At 51.7% G+C, this 23,915-nt stretch carries 24 protein-coding genes and 1 rRNA gene; 20 read left to right on the top strand and 5 right to left on the bottom strand.

Annotation, left to right across the window (positions count from 1 at the left end):
* Positions 1 to 218 precede the first annotated feature (218 nt).
* The 7 genes from ACIPUG_RS18020 (at position 219) to ACIPUG_RS17990 (ending at position 6,706) form a co-directional block, all read left to right on the top strand.
* Positions 219 to 1,196, top strand: a complete 978-nt coding sequence (locus ACIPUG_RS18020; RefSeq protein ID WP_039462606.1) for an MDR family oxidoreductase — start codon at positions 219 to 221, stop codon at positions 1,194 to 1,196.
* Positions 1,197 to 1,575: 379 nt separating this feature from the next.
* Positions 1,576 to 2,577, top strand: coding sequence for a protein-methionine-sulfoxide reductase catalytic subunit MsrP (gene msrP, locus ACIPUG_RS18015; protein WP_039462605.1), 1,002 nt, complete (start codon positions 1,576 to 1,578; stop codon positions 2,575 to 2,577).
* A 79-nt stretch (positions 2,578 to 2,656) separates the two neighbouring features.
* Positions 2,657 to 3,256: a protein-methionine-sulfoxide reductase heme-binding subunit MsrQ gene (gene msrQ / locus ACIPUG_RS18010; RefSeq protein WP_014913834.1), complete on the top strand. Its 600-nt coding sequence runs from the start codon at positions 2,657 to 2,659 to the stop codon at positions 3,254 to 3,256.
* A gap of 241 nt (positions 3,257 to 3,497) precedes the next feature.
* On the top strand, positions 3,498 to 3,950 hold the full coding sequence (aroQ, locus tag ACIPUG_RS18005; RefSeq protein ID WP_010681552.1) for a type II 3-dehydroquinate dehydratase: 453 nt from the start codon (positions 3,498 to 3,500) through the stop codon (positions 3,948 to 3,950).
* Positions 3,951 to 3,974: 24 nt separating this feature from the next.
* Complete coding sequence (gene accB / locus ACIPUG_RS18000; RefSeq protein WP_010681551.1) at positions 3,975 to 4,442, top strand: acetyl-CoA carboxylase biotin carboxyl carrier protein; 468 nt, start codon at positions 3,975 to 3,977, stop codon at positions 4,440 to 4,442.
* Positions 4,443 to 4,453: 11 nt separating this feature from the next.
* On the top strand, positions 4,454 to 5,797 hold the full coding sequence (gene accC, locus ACIPUG_RS17995) for an acetyl-CoA carboxylase biotin carboxylase subunit (RefSeq protein ID WP_012772968.1): 1,344 nt from the start codon (positions 4,454 to 4,456) through the stop codon (positions 5,795 to 5,797).
* 147 nt (positions 5,798 to 5,944) lie between these two features.
* On the top strand, positions 5,945 to 6,706 hold the full coding sequence (locus ACIPUG_RS17990; protein ID WP_039279012.1) for a helix-turn-helix domain-containing protein: 762 nt from the start codon (positions 5,945 to 5,947) through the stop codon (positions 6,704 to 6,706).
* Here the strand turns inward: ACIPUG_RS17990 and leuA are convergent.
* On the bottom strand, positions 6,696 to 8,366 hold the full coding sequence (gene leuA, locus ACIPUG_RS17985) for a 2-isopropylmalate synthase (RefSeq protein ID WP_400339571.1): 1,671 nt from the start codon (positions 8,364 to 8,366) through the stop codon (positions 6,696 to 6,698). The genes ACIPUG_RS17990 and leuA overlap by 11 nt on opposite strands.
* Positions 8,367 to 8,696: 330 nt before the next feature.
* Here leuA and ACIPUG_RS17980 point away from each other — a divergent pair, with 330 nt between their 5' ends.
* The 7 genes from ACIPUG_RS17980 to ACIPUG_RS17950 all read left to right on the top strand — a co-directional run bounded on the left by ACIPUG_RS17980 (position 8,697) and on the right by ACIPUG_RS17950 (position 14,106).
* Complete coding sequence (locus tag ACIPUG_RS17980; RefSeq protein WP_400339568.1) at positions 8,697 to 8,939, top strand: YhdT family protein; 243 nt, start codon at positions 8,697 to 8,699, stop codon at positions 8,937 to 8,939.
* On the top strand, positions 8,929 to 10,380 hold the full coding sequence (gene panF, locus ACIPUG_RS17975) for a sodium/pantothenate symporter (protein ID WP_400339565.1): 1,452 nt from the start codon (positions 8,929 to 8,931) through the stop codon (positions 10,378 to 10,380). The genes ACIPUG_RS17980 and panF overlap by 11 nt, the downstream gene beginning before the upstream one ends.
* Before the next feature lie 17 nt (positions 10,381 to 10,397).
* A complete protein-coding gene (prmA, locus tag ACIPUG_RS17970) occupies positions 10,398 to 11,285 on the top strand; it encodes a 50S ribosomal protein L11 methyltransferase (protein ID WP_400339563.1) in 888 nt (295 codons plus the stop codon).
* Between the two features lie 175 nt (positions 11,286 to 11,460).
* Positions 11,461 to 12,195, top strand: a complete 735-nt coding sequence (locus ACIPUG_RS17965; protein WP_400339561.1) for a carbonic anhydrase — start codon at positions 11,461 to 11,463, stop codon at positions 12,193 to 12,195.
* Positions 12,196 to 12,552: 357 nt separating this feature from the next.
* Positions 12,553 to 13,518 carry a tRNA dihydrouridine synthase DusB gene (gene dusB / locus ACIPUG_RS17960; RefSeq protein ID WP_010681537.1) on the top strand — a complete coding sequence of 322 codons (966 nt, stop codon included), beginning with the start codon at positions 12,553 to 12,555 and terminating at the stop codon, positions 13,516 to 13,518.
* A 23-nt stretch (positions 13,519 to 13,541) separates the two neighbouring features.
* Complete coding sequence (gene fis / locus ACIPUG_RS17955; protein WP_005975342.1) at positions 13,542 to 13,838, top strand: DNA-binding transcriptional regulator Fis; 297 nt, start codon at positions 13,542 to 13,544, stop codon at positions 13,836 to 13,838.
* 94 nt (positions 13,839 to 13,932) lie between these two features.
* Positions 13,933 to 14,106 carry a YlcI/YnfO family protein gene (locus ACIPUG_RS17950; RefSeq protein ID WP_400339559.1) on the top strand — a complete coding sequence of 58 codons (174 nt, stop codon included), beginning with the start codon at positions 13,933 to 13,935 and terminating at the stop codon, positions 14,104 to 14,106.
* A 118-nt stretch (positions 14,107 to 14,224) separates the two neighbouring features.
* Here the strand turns inward: ACIPUG_RS17950 and ACIPUG_RS17945 are convergent, their stop codons facing one another.
* The 3 genes from ACIPUG_RS17945 to ACIPUG_RS17935 form a co-directional block, all read right to left on the bottom strand.
* Entirely contained in the window at positions 14,225 to 15,334 is a 1,110-nt protein-coding gene (locus tag ACIPUG_RS17945) for an endonuclease domain-containing protein (RefSeq protein ID WP_400339556.1), read from the bottom strand.
* Positions 15,335 to 15,427: 93 nt separating this feature from the next.
* On the bottom strand, positions 15,428 to 15,832 hold the full coding sequence (locus ACIPUG_RS17940; RefSeq protein ID WP_400339553.1) for an ASCH domain-containing protein: 405 nt from the start codon (positions 15,830 to 15,832) through the stop codon (positions 15,428 to 15,430).
* A 68-nt stretch (positions 15,833 to 15,900) separates the two neighbouring features.
* On the bottom strand, positions 15,901 to 17,046 hold the full coding sequence (locus tag ACIPUG_RS17935; RefSeq protein WP_400339551.1) for an endonuclease/exonuclease/phosphatase family protein: 1,146 nt from the start codon (positions 17,044 to 17,046) through the stop codon (positions 15,901 to 15,903).
* A gap of 320 nt (positions 17,047 to 17,366) precedes the next feature.
* Here ACIPUG_RS17935 and ACIPUG_RS17930 point away from each other — a divergent pair, with 320 nt between their 5' ends.
* The 6 genes from ACIPUG_RS17930 to ACIPUG_RS17905 all read left to right on the top strand — a co-directional run bounded on the left by ACIPUG_RS17930 (position 17,367) and on the right by ACIPUG_RS17905 (position 23,348).
* A complete protein-coding gene (locus tag ACIPUG_RS17930; RefSeq protein WP_039278965.1) occupies positions 17,367 to 18,134 on the top strand; it encodes an amino acid ABC transporter substrate-binding protein in 768 nt (255 codons plus the stop codon).
* A gap of 42 nt (positions 18,135 to 18,176) precedes the next feature.
* Entirely contained in the window at positions 18,177 to 18,842 is a 666-nt protein-coding gene (locus tag ACIPUG_RS17925) for an amino acid ABC transporter permease (protein WP_014913817.1), read from the top strand.
* A 361-nt stretch (positions 18,843 to 19,203) separates the two neighbouring features.
* Complete coding sequence (locus tag ACIPUG_RS17920; protein ID WP_039278959.1) at positions 19,204 to 20,229, top strand: amino acid ABC transporter substrate-binding protein; 1,026 nt, start codon at positions 19,204 to 19,206, stop codon at positions 20,227 to 20,229.
* Positions 20,230 to 20,295: 66 nt separating this feature from the next.
* Positions 20,296 to 21,474: an amino acid ABC transporter permease gene (locus tag ACIPUG_RS17915; protein ID WP_040034145.1), complete on the top strand. Its 1,179-nt coding sequence runs from the start codon at positions 20,296 to 20,298 to the stop codon at positions 21,472 to 21,474.
* 9 nt (positions 21,475 to 21,483) lie between these two features.
* Positions 21,484 to 22,578 (top strand): amino acid ABC transporter permease, encoded by a 1,095-nt coding sequence (locus ACIPUG_RS17910; protein WP_320696918.1) that lies wholly within the window; start codon positions 21,484 to 21,486, stop codon positions 22,576 to 22,578.
* A gap of 8 nt (positions 22,579 to 22,586) precedes the next feature.
* On the top strand, positions 22,587 to 23,348 hold the full coding sequence (locus ACIPUG_RS17905) for an amino acid ABC transporter ATP-binding protein (protein ID WP_039462574.1): 762 nt from the start codon (positions 22,587 to 22,589) through the stop codon (positions 23,346 to 23,348).
* Positions 23,349 to 23,625: 277 nt separating this feature from the next.
* On the opposite strand, the gene rrf is transcribed toward ACIPUG_RS17905, so the two are convergent.
* Positions 23,626 to 23,741: ribosomal RNA gene (gene rrf / locus ACIPUG_RS17900) — 5S ribosomal RNA — on the bottom strand.
* Between the last annotated feature and the right edge of the window lie 174 nt (positions 23,742 to 23,915).

The raw sequence follows: 23,915 nt of genomic DNA, 5'->3' as shown, positions 1-23,915 counted from the left end.
TTTAACAAACAGTACCTTATTAACAAAGAGTACCTGTAATAACTATACCCTAAATAATTCGAGTTGCAGGAAGGCGGCAAGCGAGGGCATCCCGATGAGCTTACTCAAGTAAGTGATTCGGGTAACTAAGCGATGCCAACGCACATGCGGCTTGAAGAATGACGGGTATATAGTCGTTAATGACTTCCCCATTTTAATCCTGCCACAGGAGATAGCCCATGCAGGCTTTAGTTCTTGAACAGTCAGACGGACTGACCCACGCTCAGATTCGCGAGATTGACGCCGAGCAGCTTCCCACCGGGGATGTAACTGTCGATATCAACTGGTCCGGCATTAACTATAAAGATGCGCTTGCCATTACCGGCAAAGGCAAAATTATCCGTAACTTCCCGATGGTTCCTGGAATCGACTTCGCAGGAACCGTACGCCACAGCGACAGCGATCGGTTTAGCGTCGGCCAGCCTGTTATCCTGACCGGTTGGGGCGTGGGTGAAAACCACTGGGGCGGATTGGCGCAACAGGCGCGCGTGAAGAGCGATTGGCTGGTGCCACTGCCCGCGTCGCTGGATGCGCGTAAGGCCATGATTCTTGGCACAGCAGGCTTTACCGCGATGCTGTGCGTGATGGCGCTGGAAGACGGGGGGATCACCCCGGAAAGCGGCGACATTATTGTGACGGGTGCCAGCGGCGGCGTCGGCAGCACAGCTGTCGCCCTGCTTGCAGAGCTAGGTTATCAGGTCACTGCCGTCAGCGGCCGTGCTGACAACACCGATTACCTGAAGAAACTGGGCGCCAAACAGGTGTTGGATCGCAGCGAATTCAGCGGAAGCCCTCGTCCGCTGGAGAAACAACGTTGGGCTGGCGCGGTGGATACTGTCGGCGATAACGTACTGGCGACGCTGCTGGCGCAGATGGATTACAACGCGACAGTCGCCGCATGCGGCCTGGCTGGTGGTGTTGCGCTGCCAACTACCGTGATGCCATTTATTTTACGTAATGTTCGCCTGCAAGGCGTGGATTCCGTGATGGCACCGCTGGATCGTCGTCAGCAGGCATGGGAGCGTCTGGCTACCATTCTGCCTGAGTCGTTCTATCAGCAGGTGACACAGGAAATCGGGTTGGAAGATGTCCCTGCTGTCGCTGCCGCACTACTGGAAAACAAAGTCACTGGCCGCACGCTGGTGAAAATCAGCTAACGTCTTTTGTTGACGTATTAATTTGCGGAACGAAAACGGTGATAATGGAATAGAAGAGTAAAGCGTCCGCGACAGGGACAAAGGTGTCAGGAGCGCCTTTGAACGTCGCTTGCGACGGCCCTGAAAGGGTGAATCTCAGGGATGAGATTCATATCTACGCGGCTCGAGCGTACATGGATGTATATACAGCGTCTTTACGATCTATCCATTATCATCGCTCAACGCATTATCAGTAATCTCGAACGCTGTTACACCCTGCAAAAAATTATTTCATCTCTTCTGTCGCGGTTTCTACCGCAATTAATCTATAACTAAGTGAACGGTAAGCATTAAAAACGCCACTTTGCGTCAACAATAATAATGACTGGCGGGAGTTCACATGCAAAAACATCGCAAGTTCACGGAAGCCGACGTTACCCCGGAATCCCTCTTCTATCAGCGTCGGCGCGTCTTAAAAGCGCTGGGTATTTCCGCTGCGGCGCTCTCGCTGCCATTTTCCGCACAGGCTGACCTGTTGGCTTGGTTTAAAGGCGGTGATAAACCGAAAGCGCCGCCGGGTAAACCGCTCACATTTAGCCAACCTGCCGACTGGAAACTCGATCTGCCGCTCACGCCGGAAGATAAGGTCACGGGATATAACAACTTCTATGAATTCGGGTTGGATAAAGCCGATCCGGCAGCCAATGCTGGCGGGCTAAAAACCGAAGGCTGGACCGTCAAAATAGACGGCGATGTCGCCAAACCCCTCACGCTGGATATCGACGATTTGCTCAAACGCTTTCCGCTGGAAGAGCGCATCTATCGCTTCCGCTGTGTTGAGGCGTGGTCAATGGTGATTCCGTGGGTCGGGTTTGAGTTAGCCAAGCTGATTAAATACGCCGAACCCACCAGCAATGCCCGCTACGTAGCGTTTCAGACGCTTTACGACCCGGAACAGATGCCGGGACAAAAAGATCGCTTCATGGGCGGCGGACTGGATTACCCCTATGTAGAAGGGCTACGGCTGGATGAAGCCATGAACCCGTTGGCGCTGCTGGCCGTCGGCGTTTACGGCAAGACATTGCCGCCACAGAACGGTGCGCCCATCCGCTTAGTCACGCCCTGGAAATACGGCTTCAAGAACATCAAATCTATCGTGCATATCCGGCTTACTCGCGAACAGCCCCCGTGCACATGGAATCTGGCGGCACCGGATGAGTATGGCTTCTATGCCAACGTTAACCCGCATGTGGATCACCCGCGCTGGTCGCAAGCGACAGAACGCGTCATTGGTTCCGGCGGGCTACTTAACGTTGAGCGCCAACCCACGCTGTTGTTCAACGGCTATGCCGATCAGGTCGCCTCGCTGTATCGCGGTCTGAATCTGCGCGACAATTTTTAGTTAACAACACAAAACATCTAGCTAATAACACAAAACATCTAGCCAATAACACCTTGTCAGGATAGGAATCCACATCAGCATGAGACTGACGTTACAACACATTACCCGGTTAAAAGTGCTACTCCATCTGGCTGGTTTTCTGCCGCTGCTGTGGCTGATATTGTCCGTTGACCAAGGGTGGTTCAGTGCCGACCCGGCCAAAGATATCCAGCACTTTACCGGAAGAATGGCGCTGAAATTGCTGCTGGCGACGCTGCTAGTTACACCATTAGCGCGCTACGGCAAACAGCCGCTGCTTATTCGCTGCCGACGCCTCCTCGGGCTGTGGTGCTTTTTCTGGGCGACGTTACATCTGGTGAGCTATGCGCTGCTGGAGCTGGGTCTGGATCATCTGGCGCTTCTGGGCAAAGAGCTGATATCCCGACCGTATTTAACGTTGGGAATCATAAGCTGGTTGATTTTGCTGGCGCTGGCGGTGACATCACCACAGATAATGATGCGCAAGTTGGGATCGCAATGGCAAAAACTGCATAATTTCGTCTATTTAGTCGCCATCCTTGCGCCTATCCACTATCTTTGGTCAGTTAAAACGCTCTCACCGCAGCCTATTTTGTATGCGCTCGCGGCGCTGATATTGCTGCTGTTTCGTTATAAGAAATTTCGCCAATGGTGGCGCTAAACGCCGCAGCGACACGGGAAAAGCCGGTGACGGACCGCAGTGAGATTCACGCCTTCTCACGGTCTGGCGCAGGAATATCTCCGCAGATAAGACCAGTATTTAGCTGCGAATTGCCACGATATGGTTATAATGCACGACTTTAATTTCTCGGGCCGGACAATTTGCGTCACGAAAGGTGACAAACGAATAGCTTCGCGCTATTTTGTGCGACACCAAGTCAATCGCGGGAGATAGCAGCACAATGGCAGAAAAGTTTCACATTTTGCTCTTGAACGGTCCAAACCTGAATCTGCTAGGAACCCGAGAGCCCGACAAATACGGTAAGACGACGTTAGCAGACATTGTCAGCGAGCTGGAAACACAGGCGCAGGCATTGAACGTGGAGTTTTCCCATCTGCAATCCAATGCGGAACATGTCCTGATCGATACCATCCATCAGGCCAGAGGAAACACCGACTTCATTCTGATTAACCCGGCGGCATTTACCCACACCAGCGTTGCGCTGCGTGATGCCTTGCTGGCTGTCGCGATTCCGTTTATCGAAATTCATCTGTCCAACGTGCACGCACGTGAGCCTTTTCGTCATCATTCCTACCTTTCTGATGTTGCGGTGGGCGTGATATGTGGCCTGGGGGCAGATGGTTATCAGTATGCTTTACAGACGGCGGTAAAACGCCTGTCAACTTCCAATTAAACAAAAGAGTACGGAACCACATCCATGGATATTCGTAAAATCAAAAAACTGATCGAACTGGTTGAAGAGTCCGGCATCGCCGAACTGGAAATTTCTGAAGGTGAAGAATCAGTACGTATCAGTCGTGCCCCAGCAGCGGTTAACTACCCGATGATGCAACAGGCTTACGCTACGCCGATGATGCAGCCACAGCCTGCACTGGCAGCCGCCGTTGCACCAGCGCCAGTGGAAGCTGCAGCAGCACCGGCTGCCATCAGTGGACACATCGTTCGTTCTCCAATGGTTGGAACCTTCTATCGCACCCCAAGCCCGGATGCTAAAGCCTTCGTGGAAGTGGGTCAGCACGTCAATGTTGGCGATACCCTGTGCATCGTCGAAGCCATGAAAATGATGAACCAGATCGAAGCCGACAAGTCAGGCGTGGTTAAAGCCATCCTGGTCGAAAGCGGTCAGCCGGTTGAATTTGACGAGCCACTGGTTGTCATCGAATAACGAGGCTTATCATGCTAGATAAAATCGTTATCGCTAACCGCGGAGAGATTGCGCTGCGTATTTTGCGTGCCTGTAAAGAACTGGGCATCAAAACCGTTGCCGTTCACTCCAGTGCGGATCGCGATTTGAAACACGTATTGCTGGCGGACGAAACCGTGTGTATCGGCCCGGCGCCGTCAACAAAAAGCTATCTGAATATCCCAGCGATTATTTCCGCTGCGGAAATCACGGGTGCCGTCGCGATTCACCCTGGCTACGGCTTCCTGTCCGAAAATGCGGATTTTGCCGAGCAGGTTGAACGCTCTGGCTTTATCTTCATCGGCCCACGCGCAGAAACCATTCGCCTGATGGGCGACAAAGTGTCTGCCATCACCGCCATGAAAAAAGCGGGTGTTCCAACCGTACCCGGTTCTGATGGTCCTCTGACCGACGACATGGACGCTAACCGCGTTCATGCAAAACGCATCGGCTATCCGGTCATCATCAAAGCCTCTGGCGGCGGCGGTGGTCGTGGTATGCGCGTCGTGCGCAGCGACAAAGAGCTGGAACAATCCATCAACATGACCCGTGCGGAAGCCAAAGCGGCTTTCAACAACGACATGGTCTACATGGAAAAATATCTGGAAAACCCACGTCACGTGGAAATTCAGATTCTGGCCGATGGTCAGGGCCACGCCGTCTATCTGGCCGAGCGTGACTGTTCCATGCAGCGTCGCCACCAAAAAGTGGTGGAAGAAGCGCCAGCACCGGGCATCACGGACGAGCTGCGCCGCAATATCGGCGATCGCTGCGCCAAAGCCTGTATCGATATTAACTATCGTGGTGCGGGTACGTTTGAGTTCCTGTACGAAAACGGTGAGTTCTACTTCATTGAAATGAACACCCGTATTCAGGTGGAACATCCGGTAACCGAAATGATTACCGGCGTGGATCTGATCAAAGAGCAGCTGCGCATCGCTGCCGGTCTGCCACTGTCCATCAAGCAGAAAGACGTCAAGGTTCGCGGCCATGCGGTGGAATGCCGTATCAACGCGGAAGACCCGAACACGTTCCTGCCAAGCCCGGGTAAAATCACGCGTTTCCACGCGCCGGGCGGCTTTGGTGTCCGTTGGGAATCGCATATTTACGCCGGTTATACCGTACCGCCGTATTACGATTCCATGATCGGCAAGCTGATCACCTACGGCGAAACGCGCGAAATCGCGATTTCCCGTATGAAGAACGCGCTGGCTGAACTGATCATCGATGGCATCAAAACCAACATCGAACTTCAGATGAAGATCATGAGCGATGAAAACTTCCAGAGAGGTGGCACCAACATCCACTATCTGGAGAAGAAACTCGGCTTGCAGTAAATACTGCGCAATCGAGTCAAAAGGCCAGCTTATGCTGGCCTTTGTTATTTATGCCTCCGAGTCGTCATGCCGTTCGCAAGCGCTGACTAGCACAAGCAAACGAGGTAGGATATATCGTCTTTTTTAGGATGAGATGGTGGTTGCAGAGTGACAAGACAATCCGATTTTGATTTCTCGTGCAGACCATTAATTCCGTACGCACACAATTATAATCACGGGGATTATGAAAGCTGGCACACTCACAGTTGCGCTCAGTTGATTCATACGCTTAGCGGGGTTATTCGGGTTGAAACCCAACAGGGAATCTGGGTGGTTCCACCCTCGCGTGGGGTATGGATACCCGCAGATATTCCACATGCCTTACATATTGTGGGTGAAGTTAAGGCCAGAGTACTTTTTGTCGAACCGCTTGCCAGAGCAGACCTCCCTGTTATCTGTCAGGTCGTGGGGATAACACCTTTATTACGAGAACTCATCATCGATGTCCTGAAACTTCCCGCTAATTATGAGCCAGGAAGTCGGACCGAACGTATTTATGAACTTATCCTTGATGAAATACGTTTGATGAATACGCTTCCTTTTTGTCTTCCTGAGCCGATTTCTGAGCGTCTGAAATTATTGTGCAATGCCGTCCGTCAGGCCCCCTATGAGGCCTGGACTGTGGCCAACGCGGCCGAGCAAATCAACGTCAGCGTAAGAACGCTCAGCCGACATTTTTATCAGCAAACCGGTATGCAATTCAGTGAGTGGGTTCGTCGTGCACGTTTGCTGATTGCGCTAACGCGTCTGGCACAGGGCGAACAAGTCACCCGAGTGGCGCTGGATTTAGGCTATGCCAACCCGGGAGCCTTCAGTGCCATGTTTCGCAGAGTCATGGGCGTGACGCCCGGCAATTACTTCAACCCGTAATCAAACGCCCTGCGGCATTCAACATCGCTTGCAAAGAGGCTCGGGTAACATCGCTGTCAATGCTGACACCCCATGCACATTCACCCGCATGGTTCTGACAGCACACATAAGCCACAGAACGGCTGTCACTACGCTGACCTAACGTGTGTTCCTGATAGCTCACAATATTAAGGTCTGCTTTCACCTCTCGGCAGAGAGCTGTCATGCCCGCAGAGAGAAAACCGTTTCCTGCGCCCTTCAAATTCAGTCTTTTCTCGCGGAAAATGATGTCAGCTGAAAGCGTTGTGTTCTGCCCAAGCTGATTATCGCAGGTATATTTAGTTAACCGAATCAGCGGTAATTCGACTAAACCGTAAGCCTCACGAAATAGCATCCAGACAGCCATCTGCGACATCTCTTTCCCCTCAGATTCAGACGCTTTCTGTACCAGCAGACTGAATGCCTTCTGAAGTTGACGAGGTAAGATGAGGCCATGGTTTTGCTCAAGCAGCCAGGCAGCACCACTTTTTCCTGACTGGCTGTTTACGCGGATAACGGCCTCATAATTGCAACCGATGTCTTCCGGATCGAGAGGAAGATAGGGAATTTCCCATAATGGCGAGGCCGAACGCTGTCGTGCTGCAAACCCTTTTTTAATCGCATCTTGATGCGAACCGGAAAAAGCCGTAAAAGCGAGTTCTCCGGCATAAGGGTGACGTGGTGCGACGGGGAGTTGATTACACTCCTCAACCACTTCCACCACCTTCTTCATGTGGCTGAAATCGAGTTCAGGGGAGATTCCCTGCGTGTAAAGATTAAGCGCCAGCGTCACTAAATCGACATTACCGGTACGCTCTCCATTACCAAACAGGCAGCCCTCAACTCTTTCAGCGCCAGCCAGTAAAGCCAGTTCAGCGCAGGCAATGCCTGTACCGCGGTCATTATGCGGATGCACACTGATACAGACCTTATCTCTACGGGAAAAATGTCGGCAAAAATATTCTATCTGATCGGCATACACATTGGGCGTGTTGACCTCAACGGTCGCGGGAAGGTTGATGATCATGGGACGGCACGCATCAGGCTCCCAGACATCGGCGACGGCCTCGCAAATCTGAAGCGCGAAATCTGGCTCGGTAAAGCAGAACGTTTCCGGTGAATATTGAAAGATCCAGTCAGTCTCCTGCGCCCCAGCACATTGCTGACGGATCTGCTTCGTCGCATTGACCGCAAGCTGAATAATTTCATCGCGTGTCTGACGGAACACCACTTCCCTGAAAACCGGTGCAGTCGCGTTGTATAAGTGAATGGTGGCGCGATGTACACCACTCAGCGATTCAAAGGTACGCGTAATCAAATCTTCTCGCGCCTGCGTTAACACCTGAATCGTCACATTCTGCGGAATACGCTTTTCTTCGATCAATAAGCGAACAAAATTAAAATCAGTTTGGGAAGCAGACGGAAAAGCGACCTCAATCTCTCTGAATCCGCAGGCAATCAGCAGATCCCAAAATTTCAGTTTACGCATTTCATTCATCGGCTCAGCAAGCGCCTGATTACCGTCCCGTAAATCGGTGGAAAGCCAACGTGGCGGCTGAGTTAATGCCTTGTCAGGCCATTGCCGATCTTTTAGACCAATCGGTGGATACGCTTTGTATTTCGATGAAGGGTTATTCAACATGATCGGGCTCCTTTTAATGGAACCCCAGTGTTATCCAGAGAGCCATGAGCACGCTCATCCGAAGGTGACAACTAATGACGCAAAAGTGACAATCATTAAACCGTTCGGCTCCTTTTCCGCGTTTTCACTCTGAAAAAACCGTTATGTTCACTCCCTGTTGGCGCTCGGAGTAAAATGTTCTCGCGTCAAATAATGCGTACCCCACGGCTGGCTTTTACGCTGATGGCGTAATTCTTACTAGTCAATTGGCCCACATGCCGTAAAATTCCCGCTTTCGTCATCACGACGTTCATAACGATACCCATTCTCCCATTCACGGTGGAGCAGAACATGGATACACGCTTTCCTCAGGCGCACAAAGAGGCCCGCTGGGCTTTTGGCCTGACGCTGGTTTATTTAGTGGCCTGGGTGCTTGCCGCCTATTTGCCTGACAACACACAAGGGATCACCGGCCTTCCACACTGGTTTGAGATGGCCTGCCTGCTGCTACCGCTCGCGTTTACGCTGCTGTGCTGGCTGATGGTGCGCGTCATTTTCCGCGATATCTCACTGGAGAGTGACGATGCAAATTGAAATTTTATTGCCGCTGATTGGCTATCTGCTGCTGGTCTTCGGGCTGTCGGTCTATGCGTATCGTCGCCGTCAGGCGGGTAACTTTCTTAACGAGTATTTCCTTGGCGGCCGCTCAATGGGCGGGTTTGTCCTGGCGATGACACTCATCGGTACTTACGTCAGCGCCAGCTCGTTTATCGGCGGGCCGGGTGCCGCGTATAAATACGGGCTGGGCTGGGTGCTGCTGTCGATGATCCAGCTTCCCACCATGCTGCTGTCACTGGGCATTCTGGGGAAAAAATTCGCCATTCTGGCGCGGCGCTACAATGCCATCACGCTGAATGACATGCTGTACGCCCGCTACAACAGTCCGCTGCTGGTGTGGTTTGCCAGCATCAGCCTGCTGGTCGCGTTTATCGGTGCGATGGCCGTGCAATTCATCGGCGGCGCACGTCTGCTGGAAACCGCAGCGAACATTCCTTACGACATCGGCCTGCTGATTTTCGGCGTCACCATTGCGTTGTACACCACGTTTGGCGGCTTCCGTGCCAGCGTGCTGAATGATGCGATGCAGGGCATCGTGATGTTGATCGGCACCGTCATCCTGTTGGTCGGCGTAATCTATGCCGCTGGCGGCCTGCACAGCGCAGTGGATAAGCTGCAACAGATCGACCCAATGCTGGTCTCTCCGCAGGGCAGCGGCGGGATTCTGTCGATGCCGTTTATGGCCTCATTCTGGGTGCTGGTCTGCTTCGGCGTCATCGGCCTGCCAAACACCGCTGTTCGCTGCATCTCTTATCGCGACAGCAAGGCGCTGCACCGCGGGATTATTATCGGCACAATCGTCATCGGCATCCTGATGCTGGGCATGCATCTGGCTGGTGCGCTGGGCCGCGCCGTGATGCCAGACCTGACGATCCCCGATCAGGTGTTACCCGCGCTGATGGTCACCGTACTACCGCCGCTGGCCGCAGGGATCTTTCTCGCTGCGCCAATGGCCGCTATCATGTCCAACATTAATGCGCATTTGCTTCAGGCCTCCGCCACGATCATCAAGGATCTCTATCTCAGCGTGCGGCCAGAGCAGATCGATAACGAACGCCGCATCAAGATCCTGTCCAGCATGACCACCCTGCTGTTGGGCCTGCTGGTGCTGCTGGCCTCCTTACGGCCACCGGATATGATCATCTGGCTGAACCTGCTGGCGTTTGGCGGACTGGAAGCGGTGTTCCTGTGGCCGCTGGTACTGGGTCTGTATTGGGAACGCGCAAATGCCGCGGGCGCGCTTAGCGCCATGTTCACCGGGGCGATTTGCTATACCTTACTGGCTAGCTTCAATCTTCAGCTGGCTGGATATCACCCAATTGTGCCATCGCTGTTACTCAGCCTGATGGCGTTTATTATTGGCAACCGCTTTGGTCATAATCCACCAGCGCCGGTTGCCGCTTCATCTTCACTTTAAATGTAATAGAGACTGCTATGCCGTGGATTCAACTGAAAATAAACACCTCAGGAAATGTTGCAGAACAACTGGGTGACGCCATGATAGAAAGCGGTGCGGTATCCGTTACGTTTCAGGATACGCACGATAATCCCGTGTTCGAACCGCTGCCGGGAGAAACCCGCCTGTGGGGCGATACCGACGCGATTGCGCTGTACGATGCCGAAACCGACATGAATGACGTTATCGCCATGCTGGAGCAAGAACCGCTGCTGGGCGTCGGTTTTAAACACAAAATCGAACAATTGGAAGACAAAGACTGGGAACGCGAGTGGATGGATAACTTCCACCCGATGCAGTTCGGCAAACGCCTGTGGATTTGCCCGAGCTGGCGTGACATTCCTGACCCGACTGCCGTCAACGTCATGCTCGATCCCGGCCTGGCATTTGGCACCGGTACCCATCCAACGACCGCGCTCTGCCTGCAATGGCTCGACGGGCTGGATCTGGAAGGGAAAACCATCATCGATTTCGGCTGCGGTTCCGGCATTCTGGCGATTGCCGCTCTGAAACTGGGTGCTGCACGCGCTATCGGGATTGATATCGATCCGCAGGCGATTCAGGCCAGCCGCGACAACGCGCAGCGCAACGGCGTTTCCGAGCGTCTTGAACTTTATCTGCCGAAAGACCAGCCTGCCGACCTGTCTGCCGATGTCGTCGTCGCCAACATCCTTGCTGGCCCGCTACGCGAGCTGGCACCGCTGATTAGCGATTTGCCAAAAGCAGGCGGTCACCTCGGCCTGTCCGGCGTGCTGGCGACGCAGGCCGACGGCGTCGCAGAAGCGTACGCAGACAAGTTCACACTCGATCCAGTGGCTGAACGCGAAGAGTGGTGCCGCATTACCGGTCAACGCCGCGCATCGTAATAACATTATCCCGCTAGTCCCGCCCACCGTATGTACAACGGTGGGCACACTTCTTCCTGCTATATCTCACGATTGATCCCCATAAACAGGCGTATTATTCAGCTCGGCAAGCGACTGGACGTCACCTGCGCCCGGCGCTCAACGATGCCATATCATTATTTTCAAGGGATGAAAAATGAAAGGTAAACTCTCTGTCGTATTGATGCTATCCGCCAGCTTTTCCGCCTTGGCGGCCGATCCGGTTCACTGGGGCTACGAAGGCAACGGCGATCCCGCACACTGGGGAAAGCTGTCCCCAGACTTCTCGCTGTGTGAAACCGGTAAAAACCAATCTCCCATTAATATCCGGCAAGCGCTGGACGCCCAGCACGCCCCTCTACAGTTAGCTTTCCAGTCTGGGACACAGCAAATTATCAACAACGGGCATACCGTTCAGGTTAACGTTGGCCCGGGGAATACGCTGGTATTGGATAACGAGACATTCACCTTGCAGCAGTTTCACTTTCACGCACCGAGCGAGAATGAAATTGACGGTAAGCAGTTTCCGCTAGAAGGCCATTTTGTCTATAAAGACGCGGCTGGCGCGCTTACCGTTATCGCGTTGATGTTTCAGGAAGGAGAAGCCAACCTGCCGCTAGCCACGACATGGCAGCAGATTCCGGCTCAGGTTAATCAGGCGGAGGACGTGCGCACACCAATCGCGATTCAGGCCTTGTTACCGACATCATTAAACTACTATCGGTTTAGTGGGTCGCTCACCACGCCACCGTGCTCAGAAGGCATTCGCTGGCTCGTGCTGGATCACCCCGTCACCGCCTCTACCGATCAGATAAACCAGTTCCGCTCGGTCATGTATCACGCGAATAACCGCCCCATACAGCCGCTTAATGGCCGAATCATCATCCATTAAGCCACGTCGCGAGGCTGGTCAGACCGTCTGTCGGCCAGCCTCAGGTAAATCAGTACCCTTTTTTGCCACATTAACCAACGCATTTCACTGATAAAGCCTTGATAGGCTGCTGTATCTCCACCAAAAATGACCGCGCTTGCAGATAAAATTCTGTAAGCAGATGAATATTTTATCGTTCAAAAAACCAGCACAGAAGCATAACATACTGTTAAATATGAATAATATTTTCATATACCTCTACGAACTGCATTTTCATTGATCGATAGCCGTAAATTGGTCAAAGTTTGGCCTTTCATCTGACGTAAAAAATGCGTAATATACGCGCCCTTGCAGGCACAGTATGGTCAATTTTTGTCTATGCACATTGGACAATTTCAGCTTAGTAATCGCTTGATAGCAGCCCCAATGGCTGGTATTAGCGATCGCCCATTTAGAGCACTCTGTCATGCGATGGGCGCTGGAATGACCGTGTCTGAAATGCTTTCTTCCAACCCGGAAGTGTGGCGTTCAGACAAGTCGCGTTTGCGAATGGTTCATAGCGATGAACCGGGTATCAGAGCCGTGCAAATTGCCGGTTGTGACCCCGATGAGATGGCGGCGGCAGCGAGAATCAACGCTGATTCCGGCGCGCAGATCATCGACATCAATATGGGCTGCCCGGCGAAGAAGGTGAACCGCAAGATGGCAGGATCTGCGTTGTTGCAGTATCCGGATTTGGTCAAACAGATCCTCTCTTCGGTAGTGAAAGCGGTAGACGTACCGGTAACACTGAAGATCCGTACCGGTTGGGCACCAGAGCACCGCAACTGTGTAGAAATTGCCAAACTGGCTGAAGACTGTGGCATTCAGGCGTTAACCATTCACGGACGCACCCGTGCGTGCCTGTTCAATGGTTTCGCGGAATACGACAGCATTCGGGCAGTTAAGCAGGCCGTTTCCATTCCTATTATTGCGAATGGCGACATTACAGACCCGCATAAAGCCAGAGCGGTTCTTGACTACACCGGGGCTGACGCCCTGATGATAGGACGAGCCGCTCAGGGAAGACCCTGGATCTTTCGGGAAATCCAGCATTATCTGGACACAGGGGAGTTGCTGGCACCGATGCCATTGGCAGAGGTCAAGCGCTTGTTGATCGAGCATATACGGGAATTGCACGACTTTTATGGTCCAGGCAAGGGATTTCGTATCGCTCGTAAGCACGTATCCTGGTATCTCCAGGAGCATGCCCCAAACGACCAGTTTAGGCGCACATTCAACGCCATTGAGGATGCCAGCGAGCAGCTGGAGGCGTTGAAGGCATATTTTGAAAATCTTGCGTAAACAGAAAAAGAGCTGACAGAACTATGTTCGAACAACGCGTGAATTCTGACGTACTGACCGTTTCCACTGTAAACTCTCAGGCTCAGGTAACCCAAAAACCCCTGCGCGACTCGGTTAAACAGGCACTGAAGAACTATTTTGCTCAATTGAACGGTCAGGATGTAAGTGACCTGTATGAGCTGGTATTGGCTGAAGTTGAACAGCCACTGTTGGACATGGTGATGCAATACACCCGCGGTAACCAAACCCGCGCAGCCCTGATGATGGGCATCAACCGCGGTACTCTGCGTAAGAAATTGAAAAAATACGGCATGAACTGATACTAATCAGTTAAGCATTTGAAAAAAGGCGCTTTACCTCTTGGGTTAAGCGCCTTTTTCTTTGCCTTCTATTTAGGCAGCAACAGCCTTAGTCATGGCAACGAAAGCAGTAAATGCAAAATCAAGAAAGCTTGAGGCGAGAGTGCAACATGATATTTCTGAAGCAATGGAAAAAGTAAAAGAACCGGATGAAAGTACGGGGCAATTTATCGTTTCTGCCATGCAAGGTGAGATCAAACGCCGCCAGCGCAAACAGACCAAAGACTGAGCGTTGTTACGGTGACTATAATTAAAATTGTGTAATTGCCCATTTTATATGTTCATTCCAACAACGGAGAAAGATAAATTATGGGCGAAGATAAACTCAAACCCTTGCCTCTTACCAGTCAGAATTTGGTTGCAGTATTTAAAACCATTTCTGCTTCAGGATAATTAACTTCTTCAATTTTATGGCGAAAAAACTGTGCAAAATCCTGATCGTCGATACACCTCTGTCTCAGTTGCGCAAGTCGCAGACTACGTTGATCCATATAACTCTGATACTCTTTTTCAATCTGCTCCTGAATTTCCACATCATTAATTCGGGAAGGTTGTGCTATTTCTTTCCAGCGGTAAATCTCTTCACGAGATGGTTTCACCGTGCCGTCATTTTGCATTTGTACTTCGAATTTAGCCTTAATTCTTTCGTAATTACTTCGGGCTGGAGGAAGCATAGCTTCAATACGCATCTCGCGCTCAACTTCAGAAACCAGAGCTTCAAGTAACATTTTTTCTAGACTGATAGCAGATTTAAAATCAGCCAAAGCCAATTGTTTCACTCTTGCACTTTCTACATACCGATCAAGCTCTATCACCCTGTCAGAAAACGTACTGAGGTGCTGAGCCAAACTTTTTCTCGGTGCTGCAAACTGTGGTTTGGCAGGCAAAGTATAGTGTGGCGTTGCAGCGATAGCCGCTTTCACCTGCTTAATAGCTTTATCTGGTGTGTTAAACACCACTTTCGCAGGAATGCGTAAAACTCTGTAGCCCTGTTCAACCGAATATTCGTCCCGAATACGATCGCGCTCAATCTGCTCAGGGGACGAGTGCCACGCCGCACCGTCTATCTCAATCACCTGACGACCGTTCGCCAGAAAATCAAAGCGGTAGTTGCCAGCACTTACCTGCATTTCCAGTGTTAACTCTGGGGAGATTAACTTACCGCAGTCAGGCTTCAGATTGAACGCACCTACCATCACGCGAAGAAAACTCTCTTCCGCTGGAGACTCACAACCTAAACAGAATTTGCTGAGCCAGTCCTTATCATCTGCCTTTGCATCACGCCAAGTAGGAATGGGAGGGGCGGGGATAATGGAGGGTGTCTTCAGGTCTTCATAGATAGTCCATATAAGCCAGCCAATAATCAACAGCATGAATGGAAAGAAGAAGCTGACTAGCAACAAAACCGCGATGATCCCAACGCGGCACCAGATAGTTTTATTTTTATTCTCCTGCACACAATGCCCTTGTTGTTATAAATATTCTGATTATTAGCCGCTCCGGTATCATGGCCTATCATTCGTGCTCAATTTATTGAATAAAAGTAAGCATCAAAACACCTCAACCAGCTCAAACTCTTCAAACACCAGCAGCATATCTGGGGCGAAGGTGCCTTCTCTTTCGAAAAACGTCTGATGGCCTTCGCGCCAGAAAGCCAGGCTTTTATCTCCTTCGCCCTCTTTCGCCGCCATCTCAGCGGTAACGTCGCAGTAGCGCACCAGTGTTAACGAACGCGTCCGAATCACGCAGGAGGGCTGTCCGGCACCGTCCAGAACGATGTTGTAATCGCCGACCTGTGGCGTTTCCTCGTTTTTAAACGCGTGATACGAGCTACAGGTTGCGGTTTTATGCCCTTCCAGTACCAGTTGCAGAAGCTCATCTGCCAGCGCGGGGCTGTCGCCAAATGACCAGCGTAGCGCGTCTGGGTATTGCTCTAATCCTTGTTTATGGCTCATCATCTTCCTCTGTTTATAAGGCTATGATTGCTCTGTGTTCTCGCACCATGATAGCCATAAAGCGGCCATCAGGTAATATCCACTTCTACCCAGAGCGCGGCATGGTCGGACGCAGCCGTGTCCCATGATGTCACTTCCGGTAGCGGCGTAACGGGTTCCGCGCCCTCTTTGGCGGCAATCTTGTCGATATTATAAATGCCCCGACGCTCGACACCCCACTCCACCACCGCCTGATGCAGCGGTGCAGATAAGAAAATGTAGTCCAGTTGGTTTAACCGCGCACCTTTCTTTCCTCCAGCGAAATAGTAGGTGTAGCGCTCTTTTTCCGGGTGTTCAGGGTCAATAACCGGGTGTAAATCCGACAGAGAAAACAGCGGAGCCAAGCTGTGCCAGGGGTTTGACGAATCCTCGTTCAAATCGCCGAGAATGACCACGTAATCCTTCTTGAGATCGTAAGTCTGTTGCACAATCTCCGCGACGCGTTCGGCCTGATCGCGACGCTTCTCCGCTCCACGCTGCCGCTCTTCTTCCGTTTGACCGCTCTGGCTTTTGAAATGGTTACACAGAATATAAATCGGCTGTTTGAGACCGGCATCCAGCGTCACTTCGAGACAATCACGACTAAATACCGGATCGAAACGCTTTCCGGCATCAAAAATATGCGTGCGGAGCTGGGCAATCCGATAGCGCGTCAGGCAGGCGACATCAATGCCACGTGGATCGTTCGGGCTGTCGATCATCACGAACTGGCTGAATTTATTTTCCCCCAATACCTGATTGTTGAAATCACGCAGGACGTCCATGTTTTCGACCTCAACTGCGCACAGAATGTCGGCGTTAAGCAGGGTGATAATCTTGCCCGTATTCTTACGCTGCTGGCTGCTGAACTCCTGCGCCTTAAACACGATTTCGCCGATCCAATCTCCGCGTCCCCGGCAGCTTTTATTGATCCTAAATCCGGTGCCGGCGTCCTCTTTTTTCCATCGCCCCAGCGTACCCGCGTCAGTACGGATATCAATATAAGGGCGCAGTGCGATAGACAGGCGGAACACCTGATCTTTTAGGGCATCATCGTATTGGGGCTGTTCGAGAAGGTGCTGAAGCTGCCTGACCTGCTGCAACAAGGCGTCAATCTGCTTGGAATCGGGGAGGTTGAGAATCGCGGTACGGTGGAACAGGTTCTCGACATTATAGCTGGCGATGCGGATCTTCATTGTTGTCTCCTGCTAGATAGTGGCAAAAGCAATGATGTCCTTTTAAGAATAGAAGTGCATTGTGACAGTTGGACAGCATTCCCGGCAGCAATAGACTTTTTCTATCGTTCTTTCACTCAACATGGTTAAAACGTGTTAGACGCACTATATTCACTACAAAAGTAAGGTTCGCGACAAAAGTGCACACGCCATGAGTACTATATTCACTTCTGATATAAATAATCACACAACGTGATTTATAAACAGATGTTTTGTCGCGTAGATTCGTTATTAACAAAAGTTATAAGCACATCGCTGCACACCACTCACAGGAATTCATAATGAAAAAAATACGTTTTGCTTTACTGACCAGCGCCCTGCTTGCTACCAGCGTATTCGCTCATGCCGATGACCTTAGCGCCATCAAGTCCGCAGGGGTTATCAAGATCGGCACGGAAGGCACCTACGCGCCTTATACCTATCATGATAAATCAGGCCAGCTGGTTGGTTTCGATGTGGATATTGGCCGCGCGGTAGCAGAGAAGCTCGGCGTGAAAGCCCAGTTCATTGAAGGCCGCTGGGACGGTTTAATCGCCGGTATTGATGCCAAGCGCTACGATGCGGTCATCAATCAGGTTGGCATAACCAAAGAGCGTCAGGCCAAGTATGATTTCTCCAAGCCGTATATCGATTCCAAGGCGGTGCTGGTTGTCCGTGGCGATAACACCACCCTCAAAGATTTCAGCGATCTGAAAGGCAAAAAAGCGGCTCAGAGCCTGACCAGTAATTATTCTAAGCAAGCCACCAGCTACGGTGCGGACATTGTGCCGACGGACGGTTTTAACCAGTCTCTGGATCTGGTGCTCAGCGGCCGTGCCGACGCCACGTTAAACGACAATCTGTCATTCCTGGATTTCAAAAAGCAGAAACCGGATGCCAACGTGAAGATTGCAGCGACCTCAAAAGACGGTGAACCTTCTGCGATTCTGGTGCGTAAAAATCAGGAACCACTGGTGGAGGCATTGAATAAAGCTCTGGATGAAATTAAAGCAGACGGCACCTATAAAACGATATCTGTGCGATACTTCGGGGAGGATGTTTCTCAATAATCGCACTGTTATCAGCGCATACCGTTATCGGAGCTCGTTTTCATGCCGCCTTGGCTACAACTCATGGCAGACTCCTTCTGGAGTCTGCTTTCTGCGGGACTTAAATTCACTGTCCCTCTGGCGATTCTGTCTTTCATCTTTGGCTTAGCCCTCGGCATTCTCATCGCGCTGGTTCGCCTTTATGGCCCCAAGCCGCTGAAATGGCTGGGTGATTTCTACGTTTGGGTTATCCGTGGCACGCCGCTACTGGTGCAGCTTTTCCTGATTTTTTATGGGCTGCCCAGCGCGGGGATTACTCTGGATGCGTTTCCTGCCGCACTCATTGGCTTCACCGTCAGCGTGGGTGCCTATAGCTCAGAGATCGTACGCGGGGCAATCTTGTCTGTCCCGAAAGGCCAATGGAATGCCGCCTATTCTCTCGGCATGAATGGCAGACAGGCGATTCGCTGGGTCATCTTCCCGCAATCCGTTTTCGTGTCGCTGCCGCCGCTTTCCAATACGTTTATTTCCTTAATCAAGGATACGTCGCTGGCCGCTGTCATTACCGTACCGGAGATGTTCTTATCCGCTCAGCGCATCGTTTCCGTGACCTATGAACCTCTGATTCTGTATGTCGAGGCTGCGCTGATTTACCTGATGTTTAGCACCGTGCTAAGTCAGCTACAGGTGAAACTCGAAAAGTATTATCAGCGCCACATCACGCACTAACACTTCCCGCATCAGCCCACGCCATCCGCTGGGCTGATGACATTACCGCGTTCCCGGACTCTCCCTGCTCAACAGGCAAACCTGAAGACGCCTCACGATCTCCATTTTGACGCACTAAAAGAGGGCGCATCAGCCTCTTTGCATTTGTCACGGTGCGTGCATACCTAATTAGAATTACCTACTTAGATCAATAAGCATTCCTTTTCGTCTTCATTATCAAGCAAATAGAAAATTGGCATTTTATTTGCTTTGCTCTGCTCACGTCGGCATACCGACAGACAGGTATGGTGCACCTCATTGTGCACCGCAACACAACTGTGTACTGCAACAACAGCAGATAACTCTAGACGCTAGGATGATTATGAAAAGAATAGTGATTTCTACTCTGGTTGCTGGCGCATCACTCTTTGCCGCAATCAATCAAGCCCATGCAGGTGCAACGCTGGACGCCATTCAGAAGAAAGGATTTGTGCAATGCGGTATCAGTGATGGTTTGCCCGGCTTTTCCTATGCGGACGCTAGCGGCAAATACTCCGGCATTGATGTTGACGTGTGCCGCGGCCTTGCTGCCGCCGTATTCGGCGACGCCAATAAAGTTAAATACACGCCGCTGACGGCAAAAGAACGCTTCACTGCGTTGCAATCCGGCGAAGTTGACGTGCTGTCGCGCAACACGACCTGGACTTCCTCCCGCGACGGCGGCATGGGCATGCTCTTTACTGGCGTCACCTACTACGACGGCATTGGCTTCCTGACGCACAACAAAGCAGGCTTAAGCAGTGCAAAAGAGCTGGACGGCGCAACCGTCTGTATTCAGGCCGGCACCGATACCGAACTGAACGTCGCTGACTACTTCAAGACCCATAAAATGCAGTACACCCCCGTCACGTTCGACCGCTCTGATGAAAGTGCCAAAGCGCTGGAGTCTGGCCGCTGCGATACGCTGGCATCAGATCAGTCACAGTTGTATGCATTGCGTATCAAGCTGAGCAAACCTGCTGAATTCATCGTTCTGCCAGAGGTGATTTCCAAGGAGCCGCTGGGCCCGGTGGTGCGCCGTGGTGATGAAGAGTGGTTCTCGATCGTACGCTGGACGCTGTTCGCCATGCTGAACGCCGAAGAGATGGGTGTGACCTCGAAAAACGTCGACCAACTGGCAGCAAAACCCACCACGCCAGATATGTCCCACCTGCTGGGCCACGAGGGCAGCTACGGCAAAGATCTCAAATTACCGAACGATTGGGCCTTCAAAATCATCAAACAGGTCGGCAACTACGGCGAAATCTTCGAGCGTAATGTCGGTATGGGCAGCGAGTTGAAAATTAAGCGCGGCCTGAACGAACTGTGGAACAAAGGCGGTATCCAGTACGCGCCAGCGGTACGTTAATTATCAGAAAAACCTGGGCGCAGTGGATCGCTGCGCCCCTCAGTACCCCCGTTTCGAGGTTTCAGCATGCTACAACGCCCAACCGTAAAAGGTGATTTATCACTGACTAATCCAGCGGTGCGCGCCTGGCTATATCAAATTGTCGTTGTTATCGCGGTATTGGCTGTCGCAGCCTACCTGTTGCACAACACCGTGACCAATCTGGCACAGAGGGGCATCACCTCTGGCTTCGATTTCCTGAATAAAAGCGCCGGCTTTGGCATCGTCCAGCACCTGATTGACTATCAACAAGGCGACACCTACGCCCGCGTGTTTCTTGTTGGGCTATTCAATACGCTTCTGGTTTCGGCGTTGTGTATCGTGTTTGCGTCGATTCTCGGCTTCACTGTTGGTCTGGCACGACTGTCCGACAACTGGCTACTACGAAAAATATCTAACGTTTACATCGAGATATTTCGTAATATCCCGCCGCTATTGCAAATCTTCTTCTGGTATTTTGCCGTATTGCGAAATCTACCGGGGCCACGCCAGTCAATTAGCGCGTTTGATGTCGCCTTTCTCAGCAATCGTGGTTTCTATCTACCCTCTCCTGAATTGGGACCGGGTGCGGCGGCATTTTTTCTTTCTCTCATTATTACGCTAGTGGTGACATGGGGCGTTTTCCGGCGTAACCAGCGCTATCATGCGTTAACCGGTCAGCCACGCAGAACCTGGCCGCTGACGTTAGGCCTGTTGCTTGGGTTGTGTGCGCTCAGCCACCTGATTTTCGGCCCGGCCTTCCACTGGGATATGCCGGAATTAAAAGGCTTTAATTTCCGTGGCGGCATGGTGCTAATCCCCGAACTGGCAGCGTTAACCGTCGCACTCTCGGTCTACACTTCATCGTTTATCGCCGAGATCATTCGTTCAGGCATCCAATCGGTTTCCCACGGTCAACACGAGGCGGCACGCTCTCTCGGCTTACCGAACCCCGTGACGCTACGCAAAGTGATCCTCCCACAGGCGCTGCGGGTCATCATTCCACCGCTGACCAGCCAGTACCTCAATATTGTGAAGAACTCGTCGCTGGCTGCCGCGATTGGCTATCCCGATATGGTGTCGCTGTTCGCGGGAACGGTGCTGAATCAGACCGGTCAGGCTATCGAAACTATCGCCATTACCATGTCGGTCTACCTCATTATCAGCCTGCTGATCTCGCTGCTGATGAACCTGTATAACCGCAAGATCGCGTTAGTCGAACGCTAAGAGGACGCCATGACGATGAACCATTATACGCAAGGCCGTCAGTCCCCTCTGTTCAAAGCGATGCAGTGGGCGCGGCGTAATCTCTTCTCCAGTATCAGTAATAGCCTGTTAACACTGTTTTGCCTCTGGCTATTGTGGGTTGCCATACCGCCGCTGCTCAACTGGGCTATCTTTCAGGCTAACTGGATTGGTACAACTCGCAATGACTGTACGCGTGAGGGGGCCTGCTGGGTCTTCATTCATGCCAGATTTGGGCATTTCATGTATGGGCTGTATCCAGCGGCGGAAGTTTGGCGCATCAACTTTGCACTCGCTATCGGGTTGCTGAGTATCCTGCCGATGTTCCTGAAAAGTATCCCCTATCGCGGACGCTATATTGCCGTCTGGGCAGTGGCGTATCCGCTCATTGCCTGGTGGTTGCTTTACGGCGGTTTTGGCGGGCTCAGCCGAGTGGAAACCTATCAGTGGGGCGGGCTCACGTTAACGCTGATTATCGCCGCCGTGGGTATTGCGGGTGCGTTACCACTTGGCATCTTGCTCGCATTAGGGCGGCGTTCCACGCTGCCGATCGTTCGTATGCTTTCCGTCGTGTTCATCGAATTTTGGCGTGGCGTACCGCTCATCACCGTGCTTTTTATGTCATCCGTGATGCTGCCGCTGTTTTTAACGGAAGGCACCACGATCGACAAACTGCTAAGAGCGCTGGTCGGCGTTATCTTATTCCAGTCCGCCTATGTCGCCGAGGTCGTTCGCGGTGGCTTGCAGGCGCTCCCTAAAGGACAGTACGAAGCCGCTGAATCCCTGGGCTTAAGCTATTGGCGTATGCAGGTGCTGGTCATCCTCCCGCAAGCACTGAAAATGGTTATCCCGGGTCTGGTGAATACCATTATTTCTCTCTTTAAAGACACGAGTCTGGTGATCATCATCGGCCTTTTCGATCTATTCAGCAGTATCCAACAGGCAACGGTCGATCCCACCTGGCTGGGGATGTCGACAGAAGGCTATGTCTTCGCCGCCATGGTCTATTGGATTTTCTGTTTCAGCATGTCGCGCTATAGCCAACATCTGGAAAATCGTTTTAACACCGGACACAAGTCACACTGAGGCCATCCATGAATCAGACTGCATTAACTCAATCAACCGATCACATGATTACCTTAGAGAATGTGAATAAGTGGTACGGGCAATTTCATGTGCTTAAAGACATCAATCTGCAGGTCAGGCAGGGGGAACGCATTGTGCTGTGTGGTCCTTCCGGCTCGGGGAAATCAACCACCATACGCTGCATTAATCATCTTGAAGAACATCAAGCAGGACGGATTGTCGTTGATGGTATTGAAGTGAATAATGATTTACGCAACATCGAAAAAATTCGTACTGAAGTCGGCATGGTTTTCCAGCATTTCAATTTGTTCCCGCACTTAACCGTGTTGCAGAACTGCACGCTGGCACCATGCTGGGTGCGCCACACACCTAAGAAAGAAGCGGAAGAGTTAGCAATGCACTATCTGGAACGCGTGCGTATCGCCGCCCATGCGCATAAATTTCCGGGGCAGCTATCTGGAGGCCAGCAGCAACGCGTGGCCATCGCACGCTCACTGTGTATGAAGCCCAAAATTATGCTGTTTGACGAACCGACGTCTGCGCTGGATCCTGAAATGGTAAAAGAGGTACTCGATACTATGCTTGGGCTGGCGCAGGACGGGATGACGATGCTCTGCGTCACGCATGAAATGGGGTTTGCAAAAACTGTCGCTGATCGGGTGATCTTTATGGATCAGGGAGAGATCGTGGAACAAGCGCCGCCGGATATCTTCTTTTCCAACCCTCGTTCAGAACGTACTCAGGCATTTCTCTCACAAATACTGCACTAATCGGAAGTACTCTGCCTGCGTGTCCTACGCAGGCCTTCCCCCAGCATCGCCATTATCATGGATCTCAAAGTTCGCGTTATCGCATAACTAACGCAAACTGTGAGGCAGGAAGGTTTCTGCATCCAAAAAGCTGCCCTATGTCCCGTATTTGCTACGGCTATCTACCTGATACACCGCAATAGATCCACAACGGCGAGCAAATCGTTGCAGATAACCTCCAAAATTCCCCATAGCAAAAAGCCCCTGTCTTTCGACAGGGGCTTTCCACTTGTTTGATGCCTGGCAGTTCCCTACTCTCACATGGGGAAGCCCCACACTACCATCGGCGCTACGGCGTTTCACTTCTGAGTTCGGCATGGGGTCAGGTGGGACCACCGCGCTATCGCCGCCAGGCAAATTCTGTTTCATTCCAGCCGTTACTATGGTGACTTTATCTTTCTCGTCATCACGCAACCACCAGAACCAATCTCTGAACAAGCTGAACATCGTTCTCTATGAGTCTTTAAAACACCTTCGGTGTTGTAAGGTTAAGCCTCTCGGGTCATTAGTACTGGTTAGCTCAACGTA

This window comes from Pectobacterium sp. CHL-2024 (genome assembly GCF_044751765.1).
Lineage (GTDB): Bacteria > Pseudomonadota > Gammaproteobacteria > Enterobacterales > Enterobacteriaceae > Pectobacterium > Pectobacterium brasiliense.
Note: the sequence above shows the minus strand (reverse complement) of the source record. Positions and strands in the feature narration are given on the sequence as shown.

Excerpts from the sequence above, each read along its gene's own strand:
- panF (WP_400339565.1), top strand. The coding sequence starts at position 8,929 with ATGCAAATTGAAATTTTATTGCCGCTGATTGGCTATCTGCTGCTGGTC.
- ACIPUG_RS17910 (WP_320696918.1), top strand. The coding sequence starts at position 21,484 with ATGACGATGAACCATTATACGCAAGGCCGTCAGTCCCCTCTGTTCAAA.
- msrQ (WP_014913834.1), top strand. The coding sequence starts at position 2,657 with ATGAGACTGACGTTACAACACATTACCCGGTTAAAAGTGCTACTCCAT.
- fis (WP_005975342.1), top strand. The coding sequence starts at position 13,542 with ATGTTCGAACAACGCGTGAATTCTGACGTACTGACCGTTTCCACTGTA.
- ACIPUG_RS17940 (WP_400339553.1), bottom strand. The coding sequence starts at position 15,832 with ATGAGCCATAAACAAGGATTAGAGCAATACCCAGACGCGCTACGCTGG.
- aroQ (WP_010681552.1), top strand. The coding sequence starts at position 3,498 with ATGGCAGAAAAGTTTCACATTTTGCTCTTGAACGGTCCAAACCTGAAT.
- ACIPUG_RS17965 (WP_400339561.1), top strand. The coding sequence starts at position 11,461 with ATGAAAGGTAAACTCTCTGTCGTATTGATGCTATCCGCCAGCTTTTCC.
- ACIPUG_RS17920 (WP_039278959.1), top strand. The coding sequence starts at position 19,204 with ATGAAAAGAATAGTGATTTCTACTCTGGTTGCTGGCGCATCACTCTTT.
- ACIPUG_RS17930 (WP_039278965.1), top strand. The coding sequence starts at position 17,367 with ATGAAAAAAATACGTTTTGCTTTACTGACCAGCGCCCTGCTTGCTACC.
- ACIPUG_RS17950 (WP_400339559.1), top strand. The coding sequence starts at position 13,933 with ATGGCAACGAAAGCAGTAAATGCAAAATCAAGAAAGCTTGAGGCGAGA.
- ACIPUG_RS18020 (WP_039462606.1), top strand. The coding sequence starts at position 219 with ATGCAGGCTTTAGTTCTTGAACAGTCAGACGGACTGACCCACGCTCAG.
- ACIPUG_RS17935 (WP_400339551.1), bottom strand. The coding sequence starts at position 17,046 with ATGAAGATCCGCATCGCCAGCTATAATGTCGAGAACCTGTTCCACCGT.
- ACIPUG_RS17980 (WP_400339568.1), top strand. The coding sequence starts at position 8,697 with ATGGATACACGCTTTCCTCAGGCGCACAAAGAGGCCCGCTGGGCTTTT.
- prmA (WP_400339563.1), top strand. The coding sequence starts at position 10,398 with ATGCCGTGGATTCAACTGAAAATAAACACCTCAGGAAATGTTGCAGAA.
- dusB (WP_010681537.1), top strand. The coding sequence starts at position 12,553 with ATGCACATTGGACAATTTCAGCTTAGTAATCGCTTGATAGCAGCCCCA.
- accB (WP_010681551.1), top strand. The coding sequence starts at position 3,975 with ATGGATATTCGTAAAATCAAAAAACTGATCGAACTGGTTGAAGAGTCC.
- msrP (WP_039462605.1), top strand. The coding sequence starts at position 1,576 with ATGCAAAAACATCGCAAGTTCACGGAAGCCGACGTTACCCCGGAATCC.
- ACIPUG_RS17915 (WP_040034145.1), top strand. The coding sequence starts at position 20,296 with ATGCTACAACGCCCAACCGTAAAAGGTGATTTATCACTGACTAATCCA.
- accC (WP_012772968.1), top strand. The coding sequence starts at position 4,454 with ATGCTAGATAAAATCGTTATCGCTAACCGCGGAGAGATTGCGCTGCGT.
- ACIPUG_RS17905 (WP_039462574.1), top strand. The coding sequence starts at position 22,587 with ATGAATCAGACTGCATTAACTCAATCAACCGATCACATGATTACCTTA.
- ACIPUG_RS17925 (WP_014913817.1), top strand. The coding sequence starts at position 18,177 with ATGCCGCCTTGGCTACAACTCATGGCAGACTCCTTCTGGAGTCTGCTT.
- leuA (WP_400339571.1), bottom strand. The coding sequence starts at position 8,366 with ATGTTGAATAACCCTTCATCGAAATACAAAGCGTATCCACCGATTGGT.